The following is a 17,098-nucleotide window of genomic DNA, read 5'->3' on the forward strand; positions in this document are numbered from 1 at the left end:
ATCTCGCCGTGCGGTCAGGACCCGTGCACCGTGTCCTTCTGGTCGGGGATGACGGACCCGTCGGCGCGGCGCACGGGGCCCTTCTCGCCGTCCCGTTCGGTGTAGCCGGTGGTGGCGCACGGGTAGGGCTCGGCGAGCCTGCCCTTGGGCTCGATGAACAGGGGGTTCACCAGCCAGCGGCCGTCGCCGTCGTCGTAGGCGCGGCACATCAGCTCGTTCTTGTTGCGGTTGAGGACCAGGCGCAGGGCGGTCGCGTCGCGCAGGAAGGAGACGTCGGTGTCGGAGTCGCCGGCCGCGAACACCTGCCGCTTGGCCGCGGGTCGCACCTTCTCGGCGGCCGCGCCCCGGACCCCGTAGATCTCCTGGTTGATCCAGCAGCGCTTGCCGTCGATGTACGTGATCATCGAGTCGTCGCCGTCCTCGACGGTGCCGCAGCCCTTCAGACGGGCCGTCAGCTTTCCGTGCGCGATGACGTTGCGGATGCCGATGGTGTGCCGGGCGTCGACGCCGACGCTCTCGGCCCACACCTCGGCGACCGGCTCGGGCGACGCGGAGACGACGTAGACGTCGAATCCGGCCTTCTTGAGCGTACGGATCAGATCGCGCTGCTGGTCGTAGTAGCGGGCCCAGCCGGTGACCCGGCCGGTGCCGACGCGTTGCTCGGTGCCGACGGGCGCCGCGAGGTTCTCCTTGCGGGCCGCGGCGGCGAAGCCCTTGACCTGGTGGGCGGACCAGCCGCGGGTGAGCTGGGCGAGCCAGGCGTACTGGGGTTCCATGCGGCGGTGGTCGTAGCCGGCGAAGGCGGTGTCCCCGCCGGTGGTGGTGCCCTCGCCGTAGACGGAGACGATCTCGTCGGCGCAGTCGGTGTCCCGCCGCGTGGGGAGGGTGGTGCCGTCGGCGGGGCAGGCCTTGGCCAGGGCCTTGGCCGCCGGGTCGGTGAGATAGCGGCTGGTGGAGTGCCAGTCGCCGCCGCGGGGTGTCCGTATCTTGCCGTGGCGCAGGAGCCAGAACATGGTGGCGTCGCCGACGTCGTTCTTGATGACCGTGTTGTCCCAGTCGAAGGCGGCGACGGGCTTGGCCCCGCCCTTGCCCCCGCCCGTGCGCCCGCCGTCGGCGCAGCGGCCGTACGTGTCGATCATCTTCTGGAGTCTGGCCCGGTTGTCGCCGTACCAGCCCGCGGAGACGGTGAGCGTGGGGCACTTCTTGCCCGTGGGGCGGGCGGACTGCGGGGGCTGGGTGGCCTCCGCGGTCGCCTGGACGGTGACGAGTCCGGTGGCGGCGACGGCGAGGACGGCCGCGGCCGCGGCGCAGCGGCGCTTGAGGTTCATGAACACACTCCTGTGTCTACGCAGGACAGCCGGGCGTCGTGCGACGCCCGGCTGTCGGGAGGGTTGCTGCGGGGTGAACTGCGCGGGGGACCGGCCCTGCGGCGCAGGAGCGGCTACACGGGCGTGACGTACGCGCCCGAGATGCCGCCGTCGACCAGGAAGTCGGTCGCGTTCACGAACGAGGAGTCGTCGCTGGCGAGGAACGCCACGGCGGCGGCGAGCTCGTCGGCCTCGGCGAACCGGCCCACGGGGATGTGGACGAGGCGGCGGGCGGCCCGCTCGGGGTCCTTGGCGAAGAGCTCCTGGAGGAGCGGGGTGTTGACCGGGCCCGGGCACAGCGCGTTCACGCGGATGCCCTCGCGGGCGAACTGCACGCCCAGCTCGCGGGACATCGCGAGGACGCCGCCCTTGGAGGCCGTGTAGGAGATCTGGGAGGTCGCCGCGCCCATCCGCGCCACGAACGACGCGGTGTTGATGATCGAGCCCTTGCCCTGGCGGCGCATGTAGGGGATGGCGGCCTTGCAGCACAGGAACACGGAGGTGAGGTTGACCTCCTGGACGCGCTTCCAGGCCTCCAGGCCCGTGTCCAGGATGGAGTCGTCGTCGGGCGGCGAGATCCCCGCGTTGTTGAAGGCGACGTCGACCGAGCCGTAGGTGTCGTACGCGGTCTTGAAGAGCGCCTCGACCTGCTCGGCGTCGGTGACGTCGACCTTGACGAAGATCCCGCCGACCTCGTCGGCGGCGGCCTTGCCCGCGGTCTCGTCGATGTCGCCGCACACGACGTGGGCGCCCTCGGAGGCCAGGCGGCGGGCGGTGGCGAGGCCGATGCCGCTGCCGGCCCCGGTGACGACGGCGGTACGGCCTACCAGGCGGCGGCAGATGTTCTCTGACATGGGGCTCAGGCCTCCGTGCTTTCCGTGCTGATGAAGACGTTCTTGGTTTCCGTGAAGGCGGCGAGCGCGTCCGGGCCGAGCTCACGGCCGAGCCCGGACTGCTTGTAACCCCCGAACGGGGTCCAGTAGCGCACGCTGGAGTGCGAGTTGACGGACAGGTTCCCGGCCTTGACGGCTCCCGAGACCCGCAGCGCACGGCCCACGTCCCGCGTCCAGACGGACCCCGAAAGGCCGTACTCGGTCGCGTTGGCGAGGCGGATCGCGTCGGCCTCGTCCTCGAAGGGCAGGACGACGGCGACCGGCCCGAAGACCTCCTCCGTCGCCACCGGTGACGCGGGGTCGACGTCGGTGAGGAGCGTGGGCGGGAACCAGAAGCCGGGGCCCTCGGGCGCCGAGCCGTGGATGCCGGTGCCGGAGGGCACGTACGACCGCACGCGTTCCAGCTGGGCACGGGAGATCAGCGGGCCCATCTGGGTCTTCTCGTCGGACGGGTCGCCGACGACGACCGACTCGACGGCGGGCCGCACGATCTCCAGGAAGCGGTCGTAGACCGACCGCTGGACGAGGATGCGGGTGCGGGCGCAGCAGTCCTGGCCGGAGTTGTCGAGGTACGACATGGGGGTGGCGAGGGCGGCGGCCTCCACGTCCGCGTCGGCGAAGACGATGTTCGGGCTCTTGCCGCCGAGTTCGAGCGTCACGCGCTTCACGCGGTCGGCGCACTTGGCCATGATCTGCTTGCCGACGCCCGTGGAGCCGGTGAACACGATCTTGGCGACGCCGGGGTGCTCGACGAGGGCGTTGCCCGCGATGCGGCCCTCACCGGGCAGGACCTGGAAGAGCCCTTCGGGAAGGCCCGCCTCCAGGGCCAGTTCGGCCAGGCGCAGGGCGGTGAGCGGGGTCGTCTCCGCGGGCTTCAGGATGACCGCGTTGCCGGCCGCGAGCGCCGGGGCGGTGCCCCAGGCGGCGATCGGCATCGGGAAGTTCCAGGGCGCGATGACGCCGACGACGCCGAGGGGTTCGAGGATCGTGACGTTCAGACCGCCGGGAACCGGGATCTGACGGCCGTTCAGCCGCTCCACTCCCCCGGCCGCGAAGTCCAGGAGGTCGCGGACGTTGCCCGCCTCCCAGCGGGCGTTGCCGATGAGGTGGCCGGCTTCGCGCACCTCCAGGAGGGCGAGCTCCTCCAGGTGGTCGTCGACGGCGGCCGCGAAGCGGCGCAGCAGGCGGGCGCGGTCGGCGGGGGCCGCCGCGGCCCACGCGACCTGCGCGGCGGTGGCCCGGGCGACGGCGGCGTCGACGTCCCGGGCGGTGGCGGCGGGGACGGTCGCGACGACCTCGGCCGTCGCCGGGTTCAGTACGTCGAGGTGCCGTACGCCGGGGTGCCGGGCGTCGGGGTTTTCGGGGTGCTGGGCGTCGGGGTTCTGAGCGTCGAGCAAGGGTGCCTCACATGCGTTCGAAGGAGCGGCGGAGCTCCCAGTCGGTCACCGCGGAGTCGAAGGCGTCCAGCTCGACCCGGGCCATGTTGCCGTAGTGCGCGACCACCTCGTCGCCGAAGGCGGCCTTGGCGATGGCGCTGTTCTCCCAGAGCTCGGCGGCCTCGCGCAGGGTGGTGGGGACGTGGGCGTAGTCGCCGGTGTAGGCGTTGCCCGTGCACTCCTCGGGCAGTTCGAGCTTCTGCTCCACGCCGTGCAGTCCGGCGGCCACGAGTCCGGCGACCGCCAGGTGCGGGTTCACGTCGCCGCCCGGCAGGCGGTTCTCGAAGCGCATCGAGCGGCCGTGGCCGACGACGCGCAGGGCGCAGGTGCGGTTGTCGTAGCCCCAGGCGACGGCGGTGGGCGCGAAGGAGCCGGGGCGGAACCGCTTGTACGAGTTGATGTTGGGCGCGTAGAGGAGGGAGAACTCCCGGAGCGCGGCGAGCTGCCCGGCCAGGAAGTGCCGCATGACGGGCGACATGCCGCCGGGTCCGTCACCGGCCATGGCGTTGGTGCCGTCGGCGTCGGCGAGCGAGAGGTGGATGTGACAGGAGTTGCCCTCGCGCTCGTTGTACTTGGCCATGAAGGTGAGCGAGACACCCTCCTGGGACGCGATCTCCTTGGCGCCGGTCTTGTAGATGGCGTGCTGGTCGCAGGTGACCAGGGCGTCGTCGTAGCGGAACACGATCTCGTGCTGGCCCGGGTTGCACTCGCCCTTGGCGGACTCGACGACGAGCCCGGCGGCGGCCATCTCGTTGCGGATGCGCCGCAGGAGCGGCTCGATGCGGCCCGTGCCGAGCACCGAGTAGTCGATGTTGTACTGGTTGGCCGGGGTCAGGCCCTGGTAGCCCGCGTCCCACGCCTGCTCGTAGGTGTCCTTGAAGACGATGAATTCGAGCTCCGTGCCGACGTTGGCGCCGTAGCCGAGTTCGGCGAGCCGGTCGAGCTGGCGGCGCAGGATCTGGCGGGGCGCGGCCACGACGGGCGACGAGTCGTTCCAGGCCAGGTCCGCGACGAGCAGCGCGGTGCCTTCGTTCCAGGGGACGCGGCGCAGGGTGGTCAGGTCCGGGTGCATGGCGAAGTCGCCGTACCCGCGGTCCCAGGAGGACATGGCGTAGCCCTCGACCGTGTTCATCTCCGGGTCGACGGCCAGGAGGTAGTTGCAGCCCTCCGTGCCGTGCTCCAGGACGTCGTCGAGGAAGAACCGGGCGGCGAACCGCTTGCCCTGCAACCGCCCTTGCATATCGGGGAAGGCCAGGACGACAGTGTCGATCTCGCCGCTCGTGACGAGAGCACGCAGCTCCTCGATCCCGAGCGGGGGTGTGCGGTCTGCCACGGGAAAATCCTCCTTGGGTCAGCCGAGAGCCATAAGGTATTGCCGAGAACCATTGATTGGGAAGGGGGTACGGCCAGATGTCGCACACGGATGCCGACGGGGCCGCCGGCGAAGCCGCCCGGGCGGCCGCCGGTCCGGCCGCCGCGACCGCCGACGACCGGCTCACGCCGGTCCTTCGCCCCGTACGGGCGGGCAACGGCTTCGAGGAGGCCCTGGAACAGATCCTCCAGGTGGTCCGCCTCGGCCTGGTGCCCGGCGGCGAACGCCTCCCGTCGGAACGCGAGTTGGCCGACCGTCTCGGGATCAGCCGGGTCACGCTGCGCGAGGTCCTCAAGGTGCTCCAGGACCAGGGCCTCGTCGAATCCCGGCGCGGCAGGTACGGCGGAACGTTCGTCCGCCCGCGCCCCGAGGCCGCGGGCGAGGACGAGCTGCGGCGGCGCGTGGCGGACGTCGACGTCGAGGACGCGCTGCGGTTCCGCGAAGTCCTTGAGGTCGGCGCGGCCGGGCTCTGCGCGGCGCACGGCCTGAGCGAGGAGCAGCGCGAACGGCTGCGCACGGCGCTCGCACAGACGCACGAGGCACCCCTGTCCGAGTACCGGCGCCTGGACACGCTCCTGCATCTGACGCTCGCCGAACTGTGCGGCTCCCCCTCGCTCACCGCGCAGTACGCGGCGGTCCGCGCGACCGTCAACGACCTCCTGGACTGCATCCCCCTCTTGGTCCGGAACCTGGAGCATTCACAGCGCCAGCACACCGCGCTGGTCGAGGCGGTGCTCGACGGGGACGCGGACGGGGCGCGGGAGATCATGCGCGAGCACTGCGGCGGCACGGCCGCCTTGCTGCGGGGCTTCCTCACCTAGGGGCGCGGCGAGAGGTGATTAACCGCGGTGTAACGCAGGGGTCTTGATTTCTCGCGTCCGGCACAGCAAAGGTATGGATCCGTTCCATTGAGTCACCCGTCCTCAGGAGTCGTGTCATGACCGTGGAGTCACCCAAGACGAGTCCCGCCGCACCGGCGGACGACTACCTGGACCGCAGAACGCTGCGCCGGGGCAGCGCCGGCTGGCTGCTGCTCACCGGGCTCGGGGTCGCGTACGTGGTCTCCGGCGACTACTCGGGCTGGAACTTCGGCCTGGCGGAGGGCGGCTTCGGCGGCCTCGGGATCGCCATGGCCCTCATGGGCGTGATGTACGCGTGCATGGTCTTCTCGCTGGCGGAACTCTCCTCGGTCCTGCCGACCGCGGGCGGCGGCTACGGCTTCGCGCGCCGGGCCCTCGGCCCGTGGGGCGGCTTCCTCACCGGCACGGCGATCCTCATCGAGTACATTCTGGCGCCGGCCGCGATCTCCATCTTCATCGGCGACTACGTCGAGTCGCTCGGCCTCTTCGGCCTCACCTCCGGCTGGCCGGTGTACCTCGCGTGCTTCGTCGTCTTCATCGGCATCCATCTGTGGGGCGTCGGCGAGGCGCTGCGCTTCAGCTTCGTCGTCACGGGCATCGCGGTGGCGGCGCTGCTCGTCTTCGCGGTGGGCGCGTTCATGGACTTCGACGCGTCGAAGCTGAACGACATCCCCGTGGAGGCGGACGCGTTCGGCGCCAACTCCTGGCTGCCGATGGGCCTGTTGGGCATCTGGGCGGCGTTCCCGTTCGGCATGTGGTTCTTCCTCGGGGTGGAGGGCGTCCCGCTCGCCGCGGAGGAGACGAAGGACCCCGCGCGTACGCTGCCGCGCGCGATCCGCTGGTCGATGGCCATCCTCGTCGTGCTCGCGCTCCTCACGTTCTTCGCGTCGGCGGGGGCGCGCGGCGCCAACGCGATCCAGGACGCGGGCAATCCGCTGGTGGAGGCGCTCCAGCCGGGCGGTGAGGCGACGGCGCTCAGCCGGATCGTCAACTACGCCGGTCTCGCGGGCCTCGTGGCGTCGTTCTTCTCCCTGATCTACGCGGGCTCGCGCCAGCTGTTCGCCCTGTCGCGGGCGGGATACCTGCCGAAGTTCCTGTCGCTCACCAGCAGCCGCAAGGCGCCCTACCTGGGCCTTCTGGTGCCCGGGGCGATCGGCTTCGGCCTGGCGGCGGCGACCGGGGACGGCGCGCGCATGCTGAACGTCGCGGTGTTCGGGGCGACCATCTCGTACGCCCTGATGTCGCTGTCGCACATCGTGCTGCGCCGCAGGGAGCCGGAGCTCGAACGGCCGTACCGTACGCCGGGCGGCACGGTGACCTCGTCGGTGGCGCTGGTGCTCGCCTGTGCGGCGCTGGTCGCGACGTTCCTGGTGGACGTGACGGCGGCGCTGATCGCGCTCGCGGTATACGTGGTGGCGATCGCGTACTTCGGCTTCTACAGCCGCAAGCATCTGGTGGCGCGGGCTCCGGAGGAGGAGTTCGCGGCACTCGCCGCCGCGGAGGCGGAGCTGGACCGCGACTGAGCAGGTCGCGGCCGAAGGACGACTGGGCAGGACGGGACATGACGGGAGACGGAGTGAGCGTGAGCACCGGCCGGCCGCTGATCGGCGTCAGCACCTACCTGGAGGTGAGGGCGAGCTGGGGCGTGTGGGAGCTGCCCGCGGCCCTGCTCCCCGCGGGCTACCCGCGTCTGGTGCGGGCGGCGGGCGGACTCACCGCGATGCTGCCGCCGGACGATCCTTCGTACGCCGATGACGTCGTCGCCCGGCTGGACGGCGTGGTCATCGCCGGTGGGCCCGATGTCGAGCCGGTCCGTTACGGCGCCAAGCGTGAGGAGCGTACGGGCCCTCCGGCACGGGAGCGGGACGCGTGGGAGCTGGCGCTGATCGAGGCGGCGCTGGCGTCCGGGACGCCGCTGCTGGGGATCTGCCGGGGGATGCAGCTCCTGAACGTGGCGCTGGGCGGGACGCTGGTGCAGCACCTGGAGGGGCACGTGGAGGCGGTGGGCGTCTTCGGCGCGCACGAGGTGAAGCCGGTGCCGGGCACGCTGTACGAGTCCATCGCGCCCACCGCGTGCCCCGTCCCCACGTACCACCACCAGGCCGTGGACCGGCTGGGCAGGGACCTGATCGTGTCGGCCCACGCGGAGGACGGCACCGTGGAGGCGGTGGAACTGCCCTCGCCGCACTGGGCGCTGGGGGTGCAGTGGCACCCGGAGATGGGGGAAGACCTCCGGGTCATGAAGGCCCTGACCCGAGCGGCCTGCGACAGGAGGACCTGACCTCTCCCACCCACGCGCCCGCCGCCGGGCTCACCCCGCCGGGGCAGGTGAGCCCGCCCTGGTCAGGGACAGGAGGTCTCTGGCCGGGCCCGTGGGGCGGTGGCCCGTGGGCCACACCGCACGCAGCGCGCGGCGCAGCTGCACCCCTTCCAGGGGGATGTTCACCAGGCGCCGGGCCGACAGCTCCTCCCCCACCGCGAGCTCGCTGAGCACCGCGGGCCCCGCCCCGTTCACCGCGGACGCCTTCACCGCCGTGGTGGACGACAGCTCGATCAGCGGCCGGGCCAGACCGCCGAGCGCCGCGTCGAGGACCTGCCGCGTCCCCGACCCCTCCTCCCGCAGGATCAGCGGCGTGGCCGCCAGCTCCGCGGCCCCCAGCGGCTTCCCGCGCCGCGCCCAGGCGTGCCCCGGCGCGGTGACGACGATCAGGCTGTCGTGGGCGATGACCGCCGAGTCCAGGCCGGTCGGCACGGCGAGCCCCTCGACGAAGCCGAGGTCGGCCTCCCCGGCGAGCAGCCGCTCCGCGACCGCGGTCGAGTTGCCCGCCGTCAGGGACACCGCCGTGTCCGGCCGCTGTGTGCGCAGCGCGATCAGCCAGCCCGGCAGCAGATACTCGGCGATCGTCATGCTCGCCGCGACCCGCAGCCGCGAGTCCCGCCGGTCCCGCAGCGCCTGCGCGCCCGCGTCGAAGGCCTCCGCAGCCTCCACGATCCGCCGCGCCCAGTCCGTGACGAGCGCCCCCGCGTCGGTGAGCCGCGAGCCGCGCGGTGACCGGTCGACCAGGGCCACCCCCAGCTGCCGCTCCATCGACCGGACGCGGCTGCTCGCGGCGGGTTGCGTGATGCCCAGTTCCCTGGCCGCCCGCCCCAGGCTGCCCAGCCGGGCCACGGCCAGCAGCAGTTCGAGCGCCCCGAGGTCCGGCACCCGGTGCGCGAGCGGCACCCCCGGCGACGCGTCGGAGCCACCGGCGGAACCAGAAGACGTACTCATAAACCCAGGTTATGCCCTCATACGAAGATGCCTCCTGGTGGGGGGCCCGCCCGGCGGCGACCGTGGACTCATGGTCACCGTCGCCCACCCGCAGGCACCCTTGAGCCCCACCGCACACCCCGACGCCGCAGACCCCACCGCCGCGCACGACACGGCCGCCCACCCCGCCGCCGCACACCCCGCCACCGGCACCGGCCGCCTCACCCTCGCCACCCGCCACCTCGGCCCGAACTGGTACGCCGCCGTCATGGGCACGGCGATCATCGCCGGAGCGGGCTCGACCCTGCCGGTGCGGTTCCCCGGCCTGCGCACCGCCTGCACGGCGGTCTGGGCGTTCTCCCTGCTCCTGCTGGCCGCCCTCCTCGCCGCCCGGACCCTGCACTGGATCCACCACCGGGACCAGGCCCGCGCCCACCTCCTGGACCCGGCCGTCGCCCCCTTCTACGGCTGTCTGTCCATGGCCCTGCTCGCGGTCGGCGGCGGCGCGCTCCTGGTGGGCGAGGACTGGATCGGGACGAGCGCGGCGGTCGCCCTCGACGCCGTCCTCTTCGTCGCCGGCACGGCCATCGGCCTCGCGGCGGCCGTGGCGATCCCGTACCTGATGGCGGTGAAGCACCGCGCGGAGCCGGGGCAGGCGTCGCCCGTCTGGCTGCTGCCCCTGGTGGCGCCCATGGTGTCCGCCGCGCTCGGCCCCCTCCTGGTCCCCCACCTCCCGGCGGGGCAGGCGCAAAAGACGCTGCTCTTCGCCTGCTTCGCGATGTTCGGTCTGAGCCTGCTCGCCACCCTGGTGATGCTGCCGATGATCTTCGCCCGCCTGCTGACCGGCGGCCCCTTCCCCCTCGCCCTCACCCCGGCGCTCTTCCTGGTGCTCGGTCCGCTGGGCCAGTCGACGACCGCCGTGAACAAGTTCGCCGACACCGCCGCGGCCGGGGTCGTCCCCGCCCCCTACGACCAGGGCTTCGCCGTCTTCGCGGTGCTCTACGGCGTCCCGGTGATGGGCTTCGCCCTGCTGTGGCTGGCGCTCGCGGGCGCGATGGTGGTGCGCGCCCGGCGCCGGGGCATGCGCTTCGCGATGACCTGGTGGGCGTTCACGTTCCCCGTCGGCACGTGCGTCACGGGCGCCGAAGGCCTGGGCAAGCACACCGGCCTCGCGGTGTACGACTGGCTCGCGCTCGCCCTGTACGCCCTGCTCGTGACCGCCTGGGCGGTGGCGCTCACCCAGACCCTGCGCGGCGTGCTCGACGGGACGCTGCTCGCGGCCCCGCGGCGCTGACCGAACGCTCGGCACTGACCGGACGCTCGGCGGTGGCGCAAGGCTCGGCGGTGGCGCCCCCGCTCAGCCGATGGCCTCGCGCAGAGCCGCGCCGAGCACGGCGGGAGCCCGGGCGAGGGACGGGCCGTACCAGGTGAGGTGCCGGCCGCTGACCAGCACCGACGGGGCGGTGAACTCCTCGGGGCCGTCCTCGCGGGTGAAGCGGTAGGGCTCGTCCGGCAGGATCACCACGTCCGGCCGCACGGCCCGCAGCTCGTCCAGTGGGATCCGCGGATAGCGCTCGGCGTGCGCCGCGTACGCGTTGTCGACGCCGAGCCGCCGCAGCAGGTCCCCGGCGAACGTGTCGCGCCCCAGGACCATCCACGGCCGCCGCCAGATCGGGACCACCGCCGTCAACCGGGCGTCCGGCTCCGGCAGTCGCCCCCACGCGGTCTCCGCCGCCGCCAGCCACCCGGGCCGCCCCGCCCCGCAGGCGGCCAGCACCCGGGCCAGCTCGCGGAAGGCGCCGGGCAGATCGCGTACCTCCGTCACGAGGACCTGGAGCCCCGCCGCCCGCAGCGCGGCGAGGTCGGGGGCGCGGTTCTCCTCCTCGTTGGCGATCACGAGGTCCGGGGCGAGGCCGATGATCCGGCGCACGTCCGGGTTCTTCGTGCCGCCGACGCGGGCCACGTCCAGGTCCTCCGGATGGCTGCACCACTCCGTGGCACCGACCAGCGCTCCCGGCGCGCTCACCGCGACCGCCTCGGTCAGCGAAGGCACCAGCGAGACCACCCGTACTCCGGTCACCGTGCGATCCCCTCAGCGGCGCGAGCCGTCCACGGCCTCGACGTGATCGGCGACGGCCACCACCAGGACCTGGCTGTCGGGCACGGTCGCCCGCCACCGGTGGCGCACCCCGCCGGTCAGATACAGGCTGTCGCCGCGCCCCAGGCGATAGGCCCTGCCCTCCGCCTCGACCTCGACGGCGCCACCCACCACGTACATCAACTCGTCGTTGCGGTGCTGGAACTCGCGTCCCTCGTCGTGGTCGCCGGTGAACTCGATGGCGTGCAGCTGGTGGTGACCGCGCACCAGATTGCGCACCCGGGCGTCGGGGGACGCGCCTTCGCCGTCGCCCTCACCGGCCCGCATCAGGTCGACCGTGCATGCGGGGTCCGCCGCGGCGAGCAGTTCGACGTCGGTCGTCAGGAGGGCGTCGGCGACCCGCTGGAGGGAGCGCCTACTGGGCCGCGCCCGCTCGTTCTCGACCTGGCTCAGGAAGGGCACCGAGAGACCGCTGCGCTCGGCCACCACGGCGAGGGTGAGTTCGAGCTGCCGGCGGCGTCGCCGCACGGCCGAGCCCACCCGGAGGGTTTCCTTCTGCTCGTCCATCGCCTCGGCTCCCTTCTGCGCGTCGGTCCACTCTCAACCCTGAGGGGTTTTCTGCACCCTACGCATGTTCGCCAAACGGTTCTGCCCCGTTGCGAGGACCGCCCTCTACAGCTTGCGCCAGTAGACGAGCTGCCCGGCCTCCCCGGGGGCCGCTCCTTCCGCCGGCAGGAACACGCTGACCAGCAGCGCCGGCCTGCCCTGCGGGTCGGTGACGAGGGTGGCCGACGGATTGGCGAAGGCGCGGCTTCCGCCATGGGTGGCCAGGGCCAGCCGGTCGGCCCGGCCGCTCACGGGGTCGTACGCGTAGGTCCGCCAGCTGCCGAAGTCGCCCCGCAGGCGCTGCCCCTCCACGAGGAGCGTCCGCCGCCCGTCGAGTTCGACGGACGCCCGGTCGCCGAAGTTCCCGCTGTTGCCCCAGGTCTGGAGCGCCCGGTCCAGGCGCCGGTCCGGGGTCGCGTGCCAGTGCCGGAACCCGGTGAGGGTGGCGCGCAGCTGGCGGTCGGTGTCGCAGCCGGCGCGGTAGTGCCCGGTGAGTTCGACGGTGTCGCCGCGGACGGCGGTGACGGCGGGCGTGCCCTCGGCGCACCGCGAGAGGGTGCGGGGCGCGTCGAAGGCCCGGCCGGCCCGCCCGTCGAGCAGCGCCGCCCGGTCCGCGTACCCGCGGACGGCGATGTGGTTCTTCGGGTCTTTCTCGTACGCGAGGACGTATCCGCCGCGTCCGTCGGCGGCGAGGGACGCCTGGTGGGTGCCGGGCCCGAAGTCGTGGCGGCGGTGCCAGTGCCGCAGGTCGCCGGAGGTGGCGACGGCTGCGTGGAAGCGGCCGTCGCTCAGCAGGGTGTGGTAGACGGCCAGGTAGCCGCCGTCGGGCCCCTGTGTGATCTGCGCGGCGTCCATGGTGCGGCCGGTGTGGTCCCGCGCGTCGTAGCGGTGGCCGTCGGCGGCGGTGACGTCCTCGGCGAGCGCGGCGAGGCGGGCGGTGCCCGCGGACGCGGGAGCGGCGCCGGCCCCCGCCGCGTGGGCGAGGAGCAGGACGGCGGCGAGCGCCAGGGCCACGGCGAGGCCGAGGAGGGTGTGGGAGACGCGGACGGTCACGGAGGGGCACTTACGTTCGAGCGGCGGGGAGGCTGCCCAGCCTAGGGAGCACGGGTGCCCCCGGGAACGTCCCGAGGGGTGGGCTTCGCCACACGGGCGGTGCCCACCCCTCGGGGGTGCGTCGGCGGTACGGCGCCGGGCCGGTGGAAACCCCGGCCCGGCGCGGAACTAGGACTGCGGAGTCATCTTCTGCTCGAAGCCCGGGTTCTTCTCCAGCCAGGCGTCGACGGCCTTGGGCTCATTGCCCTTGCCCGCCTTGTTGATCTCGTTCTCCAGGCCGGCCAGTTCCTTCTCGCTCATCTTGAAGCCCTTGAGCCACTTCGTGAGCTGCGGGTACTGCTCCGGGAAGTCCTTGCTGGAGAGCGTGCGGATCGTGTCGCCCTTGCCGAAGGCGACCTTGGGGTCCTTCAGCTTGGTGAGGTCGTACTCGCTGTAGGCCCAGTGCGGCGACCAGAGCAGGACCGCGACCGGCTCCTTCTTGGCGTACGCGCGCTTCAGCTCGGCCAGCATCGCGGGCGTCGAACCGGAGACGATCTTGTACTCCTTGTCGAGGCCGTAGCCGGGGAGCACCTTGTCCTTGAGCGCCGTCATCACGCCCGTGCCGGGCTCGATGCCGATGATCTTGCCCTTGAACTTGTCGCCCTTGCCCTTGAGGTCGGCCAGCGAATCCACGTCCTTGACGTAGGACGGGACCGCCACCTCCAGCGACGTCGGGCTGTACCAGGAGCCGATGTCGTTGAGGTTCGCCTTGTTCTTCTCCCAGTACTGCTTCTGGGTCGTGGGCAGCCAGGCGTCGAGGTTCAGGTCCAGGTCGCCCTGGCCGAGCGCGGTGTAGACGGGACCGACGTCGGACGGCTTCAGGTTCATCTTGTAGCCGCGCTTCTCCAGGACGCGCTTCCAGAGATTCGTGACCGCGATGTTCTCGTCCCACGCGAAGTACGCGGCGTTCAGCGGACGCTTCGCCTCGGCGGGGGTGGAGTTCTTCGGCAGCGGGGCCATCTTGTCGACGACGCCCGGGTTCTTCTTGAGCCAGGCGCGGACGGCTTCCTGCTGCTTGCCCTTGCCCGCCTTGTTGATCTCCGCCTCAAGACTCGTGAGCTGCTTCTCTTCCATCTTGAAGTTCTTCAGCCACTTGGCGACCTGCGGGTTCTCCTCGGAGAAGCCCTTGCGCGCCAGCGAGTGCACGCCGTCGCCCTTGCCCCAGGCGCCCTTCGGGTCGTCGAGCTTCTTCAGGTCGAAGTCGCTGTAGGCCCAGTGCGGAGACCAGAGCGTGGTGACGATCGGTTCCTTCTTGGCGTACGCGCGCTTGAGCTCGGCCAGCATCGCCGGCGTGGAGCCGTCGACGACCTTGTACTCCTTGTCGAGGCCGTACTCCTTGAGGACCTTGTCCTTGAGCAGGCCCATCATGCCGGCGCTCGGCTCGATGCCGACGATCTTGCCCTTGAACGTGCTGCTCTTGCCCTTGAGGTCCGCCAGCGAGTCGACGCCCTTCACGTACGAGGGCACGGAGAGTTCGAGCGAGGTCGGGCCGAACCACGAGCCCATGTCCTCGAGCTTGTCGCCGTACTTCTTCCAGTACGCGGCGTGCGTCGTCGGCAGCCAGGAGTCGGTCTGGAAGTCGATGCTGCCCTGCGAGAGCGAGGTGTAGAGCGGGCCTGCCTCCAGCTGCTTGGTCTGCGCCTTGAAACCGCGCTGCTCCAGGACTTCCTTCCAGAGGAAGGTGGAGGCCACGCCCTCGTCCCAGGGGATGTAGCCGATGTTGATCTCCTTGCCCTGACCGACGTTCTTGCCGTCGGCCGTGACGTCCTCGGACGCCGAGCCACCGAAGACGCCCATGCCGCCCGCGACGAGCGCGAGGACGACCACGCCGACGACCGCGACGGCGGCCTGCGGACGGTAGGTCCAGATGTTCAGGCCCTGCGCGGCGCGCACCTTCGCCAGGGCGCGACGGCCCAGCGGGGAGACCTGGGTGCCCAGCGAGCTGGTCATCCGGTCCAGGTAGATGGCCAGGATGACGATGGCGACGCCCGCCTCGGAGCCGAGACCGACGTTCAGCTGGCCGATGGCCTCGTTGACGTCGGCGCCCAGGCCCTCGGTGCCGACCATGCCCGCGATGGCGGCCATGGACAGGCCCAGCATGATGACCTGGTTGACACCGGCCATGATCGTGGGGAGCGCGAGGGGCAGCTGGACGCGCATCAGGATGTTGCGCGGCGTGGTGCCGAACGCGTCCGCGGCCTCGACCAGCTCCTTGTCGACCTGGCGGATGCCCAGCTCCGTCATGCGGACGCCGGGGGCCAGGGCGAAGATCAGGGTGGCGACGATGCCCGCCGGGGCGCCCATGCCGAAGAACAGGATGGCGGGGATGAGGTAGATCATCGCCGGCAGCGTCTGCATGAAGTCGAGCACCGGGCGGACGATGCCGCTGACCGTGCTGGACCGCGCCGCCCAGATGCCCACGGGCACCGAGATGACGAGCGCGATGATCGTCGAGACGAGCACCAGGGACAGCGTCATCATCGCGTGGTCCCACAGTTCGAGGGAGACGATGAACGCGAAGCCCGCGAAGGTCAGCACACCGGCGACCACACCGCGCAGCCAGAAGGCGATGACGGCGAAGATGCCCGCGAGGAGCAGCGGCTCGGGCGCCTGGAGCACGTCGGCTATGCCGTCGTAGGCGCCCTGGAAGACGGTCTTGAAGAAGTCGAACAGCCAGGCCATGTGGCTGAGCAGCCAGTCGACGCTGTCGTTGACCCACTCGCCGAAGGGAATCCTAGGCACCGCTGACCACCTTGCCCACAGCCTGTCCGCCGTTGTCCTGCGTCGTGTCCCGCGTCGTGGCGAGCGGGACGGCGGTGTCCTGCGGCTCGTTCTCGGGGTCCATCGGCTCGCCGAGCACGGCGAGCAGCCGCGCCCGCGGCACGACACCGATGAGCGCGCCCTCGTCGTCGGTCACGGCGACGGGCACGTCACTGGTGGAGCACGGCGTGAACAGCTCGATGATGGGGGTCTCGGCCGTGACCGTGGCGGGGGCCGCGGACAGCACGTCCTGTGCGGTCGTCAGCTCCTTGCCCTCGGCCGTCTCCGTGCCGAACACCGTCTCGGGCTCGGCCATGATCGCGCCGGCCGTGAGGACCCGGGAGCGGTCGACGTCCTGCGTGAACGCGGCGACGTACTCGTTGGCCGGGGTGACGAGGATGTCCTCGGCGGTGCCGATCTGGACGATCTCGCCGTCGCGCATGACGGCGATCTGGTCGCCCAGGCGCATGGCCTCGTTCAGGTCGTGGGTGATGAAGACGATGGTCTTCTTCAGCCGCTTCTGGAGTTCGAGGAGCTGGTCCTGCATGTCGCGGCGGATCAGCGGGTCGAGCGCGCTGAACGACTCGTCCATGAGGAGCAGGTCGGCGTCGGTGGCGAGCGCGCGGGCCAGGCCCACGCGCTGCTGCATGCCGCCGGAGAGCTCGTCGGGCCAGGACTTCTCCCAGCCCTTGAGGCCGGCGAGTTCGAGCGCCACCGTGGCGCGCTCCTCGCGCTCGGCGCGCGGCACGCCCTGCACCTCGAGGCCGTAACCGGCGTTCTCCAGGACGCTGCGGTGGGGGAAGAGCGCGAAGTGCTGGAAGACCATGCTGATCTTCTTGGAGCGCACCTCGCGCAGCTCGCGGGCGCTCAGCCCGGTCAGGTCCTGACCGTCGAACAGCACCTGTCCGGCCGTTGGCTCCGACAGTCCGTTGAGCATGCGCAGCAACGTGGACTTGCCGGATCCGGAGAGACCCATGACGACGAAGATCTGGCCCGGCTCGACCGTGAAGGAGGCGTCGATCACCGCGGCCGTGGTGCCCTCGGCGCGCAGTTCCTCTCGGTCGGTTCCGTGGCGGAGTTTCTCCACCGCGTCAGCGGGTCGTCTGCCGAATACCTTGTACAGGTGTTCGGCTTGCAGCCTGGACACATACACCTCTCGGGTTGAACCAAGACGGCCCGCCTCCCCCGCCGGCGGGCCGTGGAGCGACGCGGTTTCTGCCCGCTGTTTACCCGGCGAAATAGTTGAATTCTCGACCGGAGGCGCTCCGGCTCGGCGCCTGCCCTGACTTACACGTATCAAACGCAAGAGTGATCCAGTTCACATTCCGTTCACTTCTGTCGACCGGAACGCGCCATGATCCGGC

At 71.6% G+C, this 17,098-nt stretch carries 14 protein-coding genes; 4 read left to right on the forward strand and 10 right to left on the reverse strand.

Features of this window, described 5'->3' with window-relative positions; translation table 11 throughout:
• Positions 1-14: 14 nt before the first annotated feature.
• The 4 genes from QBL25_RS09880 to QBL25_RS09895 all read right to left on the reverse strand — a co-directional run bounded on the left by QBL25_RS09880 (position 15) and on the right by QBL25_RS09895 (position 5,029).
• A complete protein-coding gene (locus tag QBL25_RS09880; protein WP_409056639.1) occupies positions 15-1,328 on the reverse strand; it encodes an HAD family hydrolase in 1,314 nt (437 codons plus the stop codon).
• Between the two features lie 113 nt (positions 1,329-1,441).
• A complete protein-coding gene (locus QBL25_RS09885) occupies positions 1,442-2,221 on the reverse strand; it encodes a 3-oxoacyl-ACP reductase (protein ID WP_409056640.1) in 780 nt (259 codons plus the stop codon).
• Positions 2,222-2,226: 5 nt separating this feature from the next.
• A complete protein-coding gene (locus QBL25_RS09890) occupies positions 2,227-3,576 on the reverse strand; it encodes an aldehyde dehydrogenase family protein (protein ID WP_409062598.1) in 1,350 nt (449 codons plus the stop codon).
• A gap of 88 nt (positions 3,577-3,664) precedes the next feature.
• The gene (locus QBL25_RS09895) at positions 3,665-5,029 is read right to left on the reverse strand and encodes a glutamine synthetase family protein (protein WP_409056641.1); all 1,365 of its coding nucleotides are present in this window, start codon (positions 5,027-5,029) and stop codon (positions 3,665-3,667) included.
• 77 nt (positions 5,030-5,106) lie between these two features.
• Between QBL25_RS09895 and QBL25_RS09900 the strand changes: the two genes are divergently transcribed.
• The 3 genes from QBL25_RS09900 (at position 5,107) to QBL25_RS09910 (ending at position 8,209) form a co-directional block, all read left to right on the forward strand.
• On the forward strand, positions 5,107-5,889 hold the full coding sequence (locus tag QBL25_RS09900; protein WP_409056642.1) for a FadR/GntR family transcriptional regulator: 783 nt from the start codon (positions 5,107-5,109) through the stop codon (positions 5,887-5,889).
• A gap of 116 nt (positions 5,890-6,005) precedes the next feature.
• Positions 6,006-7,451, forward strand: coding sequence for an ethanolamine permease (gene eat, locus QBL25_RS09905; protein WP_409056643.1), 1,446 nt, complete (start codon positions 6,006-6,008; stop codon positions 7,449-7,451).
• A gap of 38 nt (positions 7,452-7,489) precedes the next feature.
• Positions 7,490-8,209 carry a gamma-glutamyl-gamma-aminobutyrate hydrolase family protein gene (locus tag QBL25_RS09910; protein ID WP_409056644.1) on the forward strand — a complete coding sequence of 240 codons (720 nt, stop codon included), beginning with the start codon at positions 7,490-7,492 and terminating at the stop codon, positions 8,207-8,209.
• 30 nt (positions 8,210-8,239) lie between these two features.
• Here the strand turns inward: QBL25_RS09910 and QBL25_RS09915 are convergent, their stop codons facing one another.
• Positions 8,240-9,199, reverse strand: coding sequence for a LysR family transcriptional regulator (locus QBL25_RS09915; RefSeq protein WP_409056645.1), 960 nt, complete (start codon positions 9,197-9,199; stop codon positions 8,240-8,242).
• Positions 9,200-9,269: 70 nt separating this feature from the next.
• On the opposite strand from QBL25_RS09915, the gene QBL25_RS09920 reads away from it, so the two are divergent.
• Positions 9,270-10,472 (forward strand): TDT family transporter, encoded by a 1,203-nt coding sequence (locus QBL25_RS09920; RefSeq protein ID WP_409056646.1) that lies wholly within the window; start codon positions 9,270-9,272, stop codon positions 10,470-10,472.
• Positions 10,473-10,535: 63 nt separating this feature from the next.
• Here QBL25_RS09920 and QBL25_RS09925 read toward each other — a convergent pair whose 3' ends face one another.
• From QBL25_RS09925 to QBL25_RS09945, 5 genes are all read right to left on the reverse strand, one after another.
• Positions 10,536-11,258, reverse strand: a complete 723-nt coding sequence (locus QBL25_RS09925; RefSeq protein WP_409056647.1) for a helical backbone metal receptor — start codon at positions 11,256-11,258, stop codon at positions 10,536-10,538.
• Positions 11,259-11,270: 12 nt separating this feature from the next.
• A complete protein-coding gene (locus QBL25_RS09930) occupies positions 11,271-11,843 on the reverse strand; it encodes a helix-turn-helix domain-containing protein (protein WP_409056648.1) in 573 nt (190 codons plus the stop codon).
• 105 nt (positions 11,844-11,948) lie between these two features.
• A complete protein-coding gene (locus tag QBL25_RS09935; RefSeq protein WP_409056649.1) occupies positions 11,949-12,935 on the reverse strand; it encodes a hypothetical protein in 987 nt (328 codons plus the stop codon).
• 168 nt (positions 12,936-13,103) lie between these two features.
• Positions 13,104-15,716: an ABC transporter permease/substrate binding protein gene (locus QBL25_RS09940; protein ID WP_409056650.1), complete on the reverse strand. Its 2,613-nt coding sequence runs from the start codon at positions 15,714-15,716 to the stop codon at positions 13,104-13,106.
• On the reverse strand, positions 15,709-16,881 hold the full coding sequence (locus QBL25_RS09945) for a glycine betaine/L-proline ABC transporter ATP-binding protein (RefSeq protein WP_409056651.1): 1,173 nt from the start codon (positions 16,879-16,881) through the stop codon (positions 15,709-15,711). Before QBL25_RS09945 ends, QBL25_RS09940 begins: the two co-directional genes overlap by 8 nt.
• Positions 16,882-17,098: the final 217 nt, after the last annotated feature.

The sequence above is a fragment of the Streptomyces sp. SYP-A7185 genome, from assembly GCF_046103685.1.
Classification (GTDB): Bacteria; Actinomycetota; Actinomycetes; order Streptomycetales; family Streptomycetaceae; genus Streptomyces.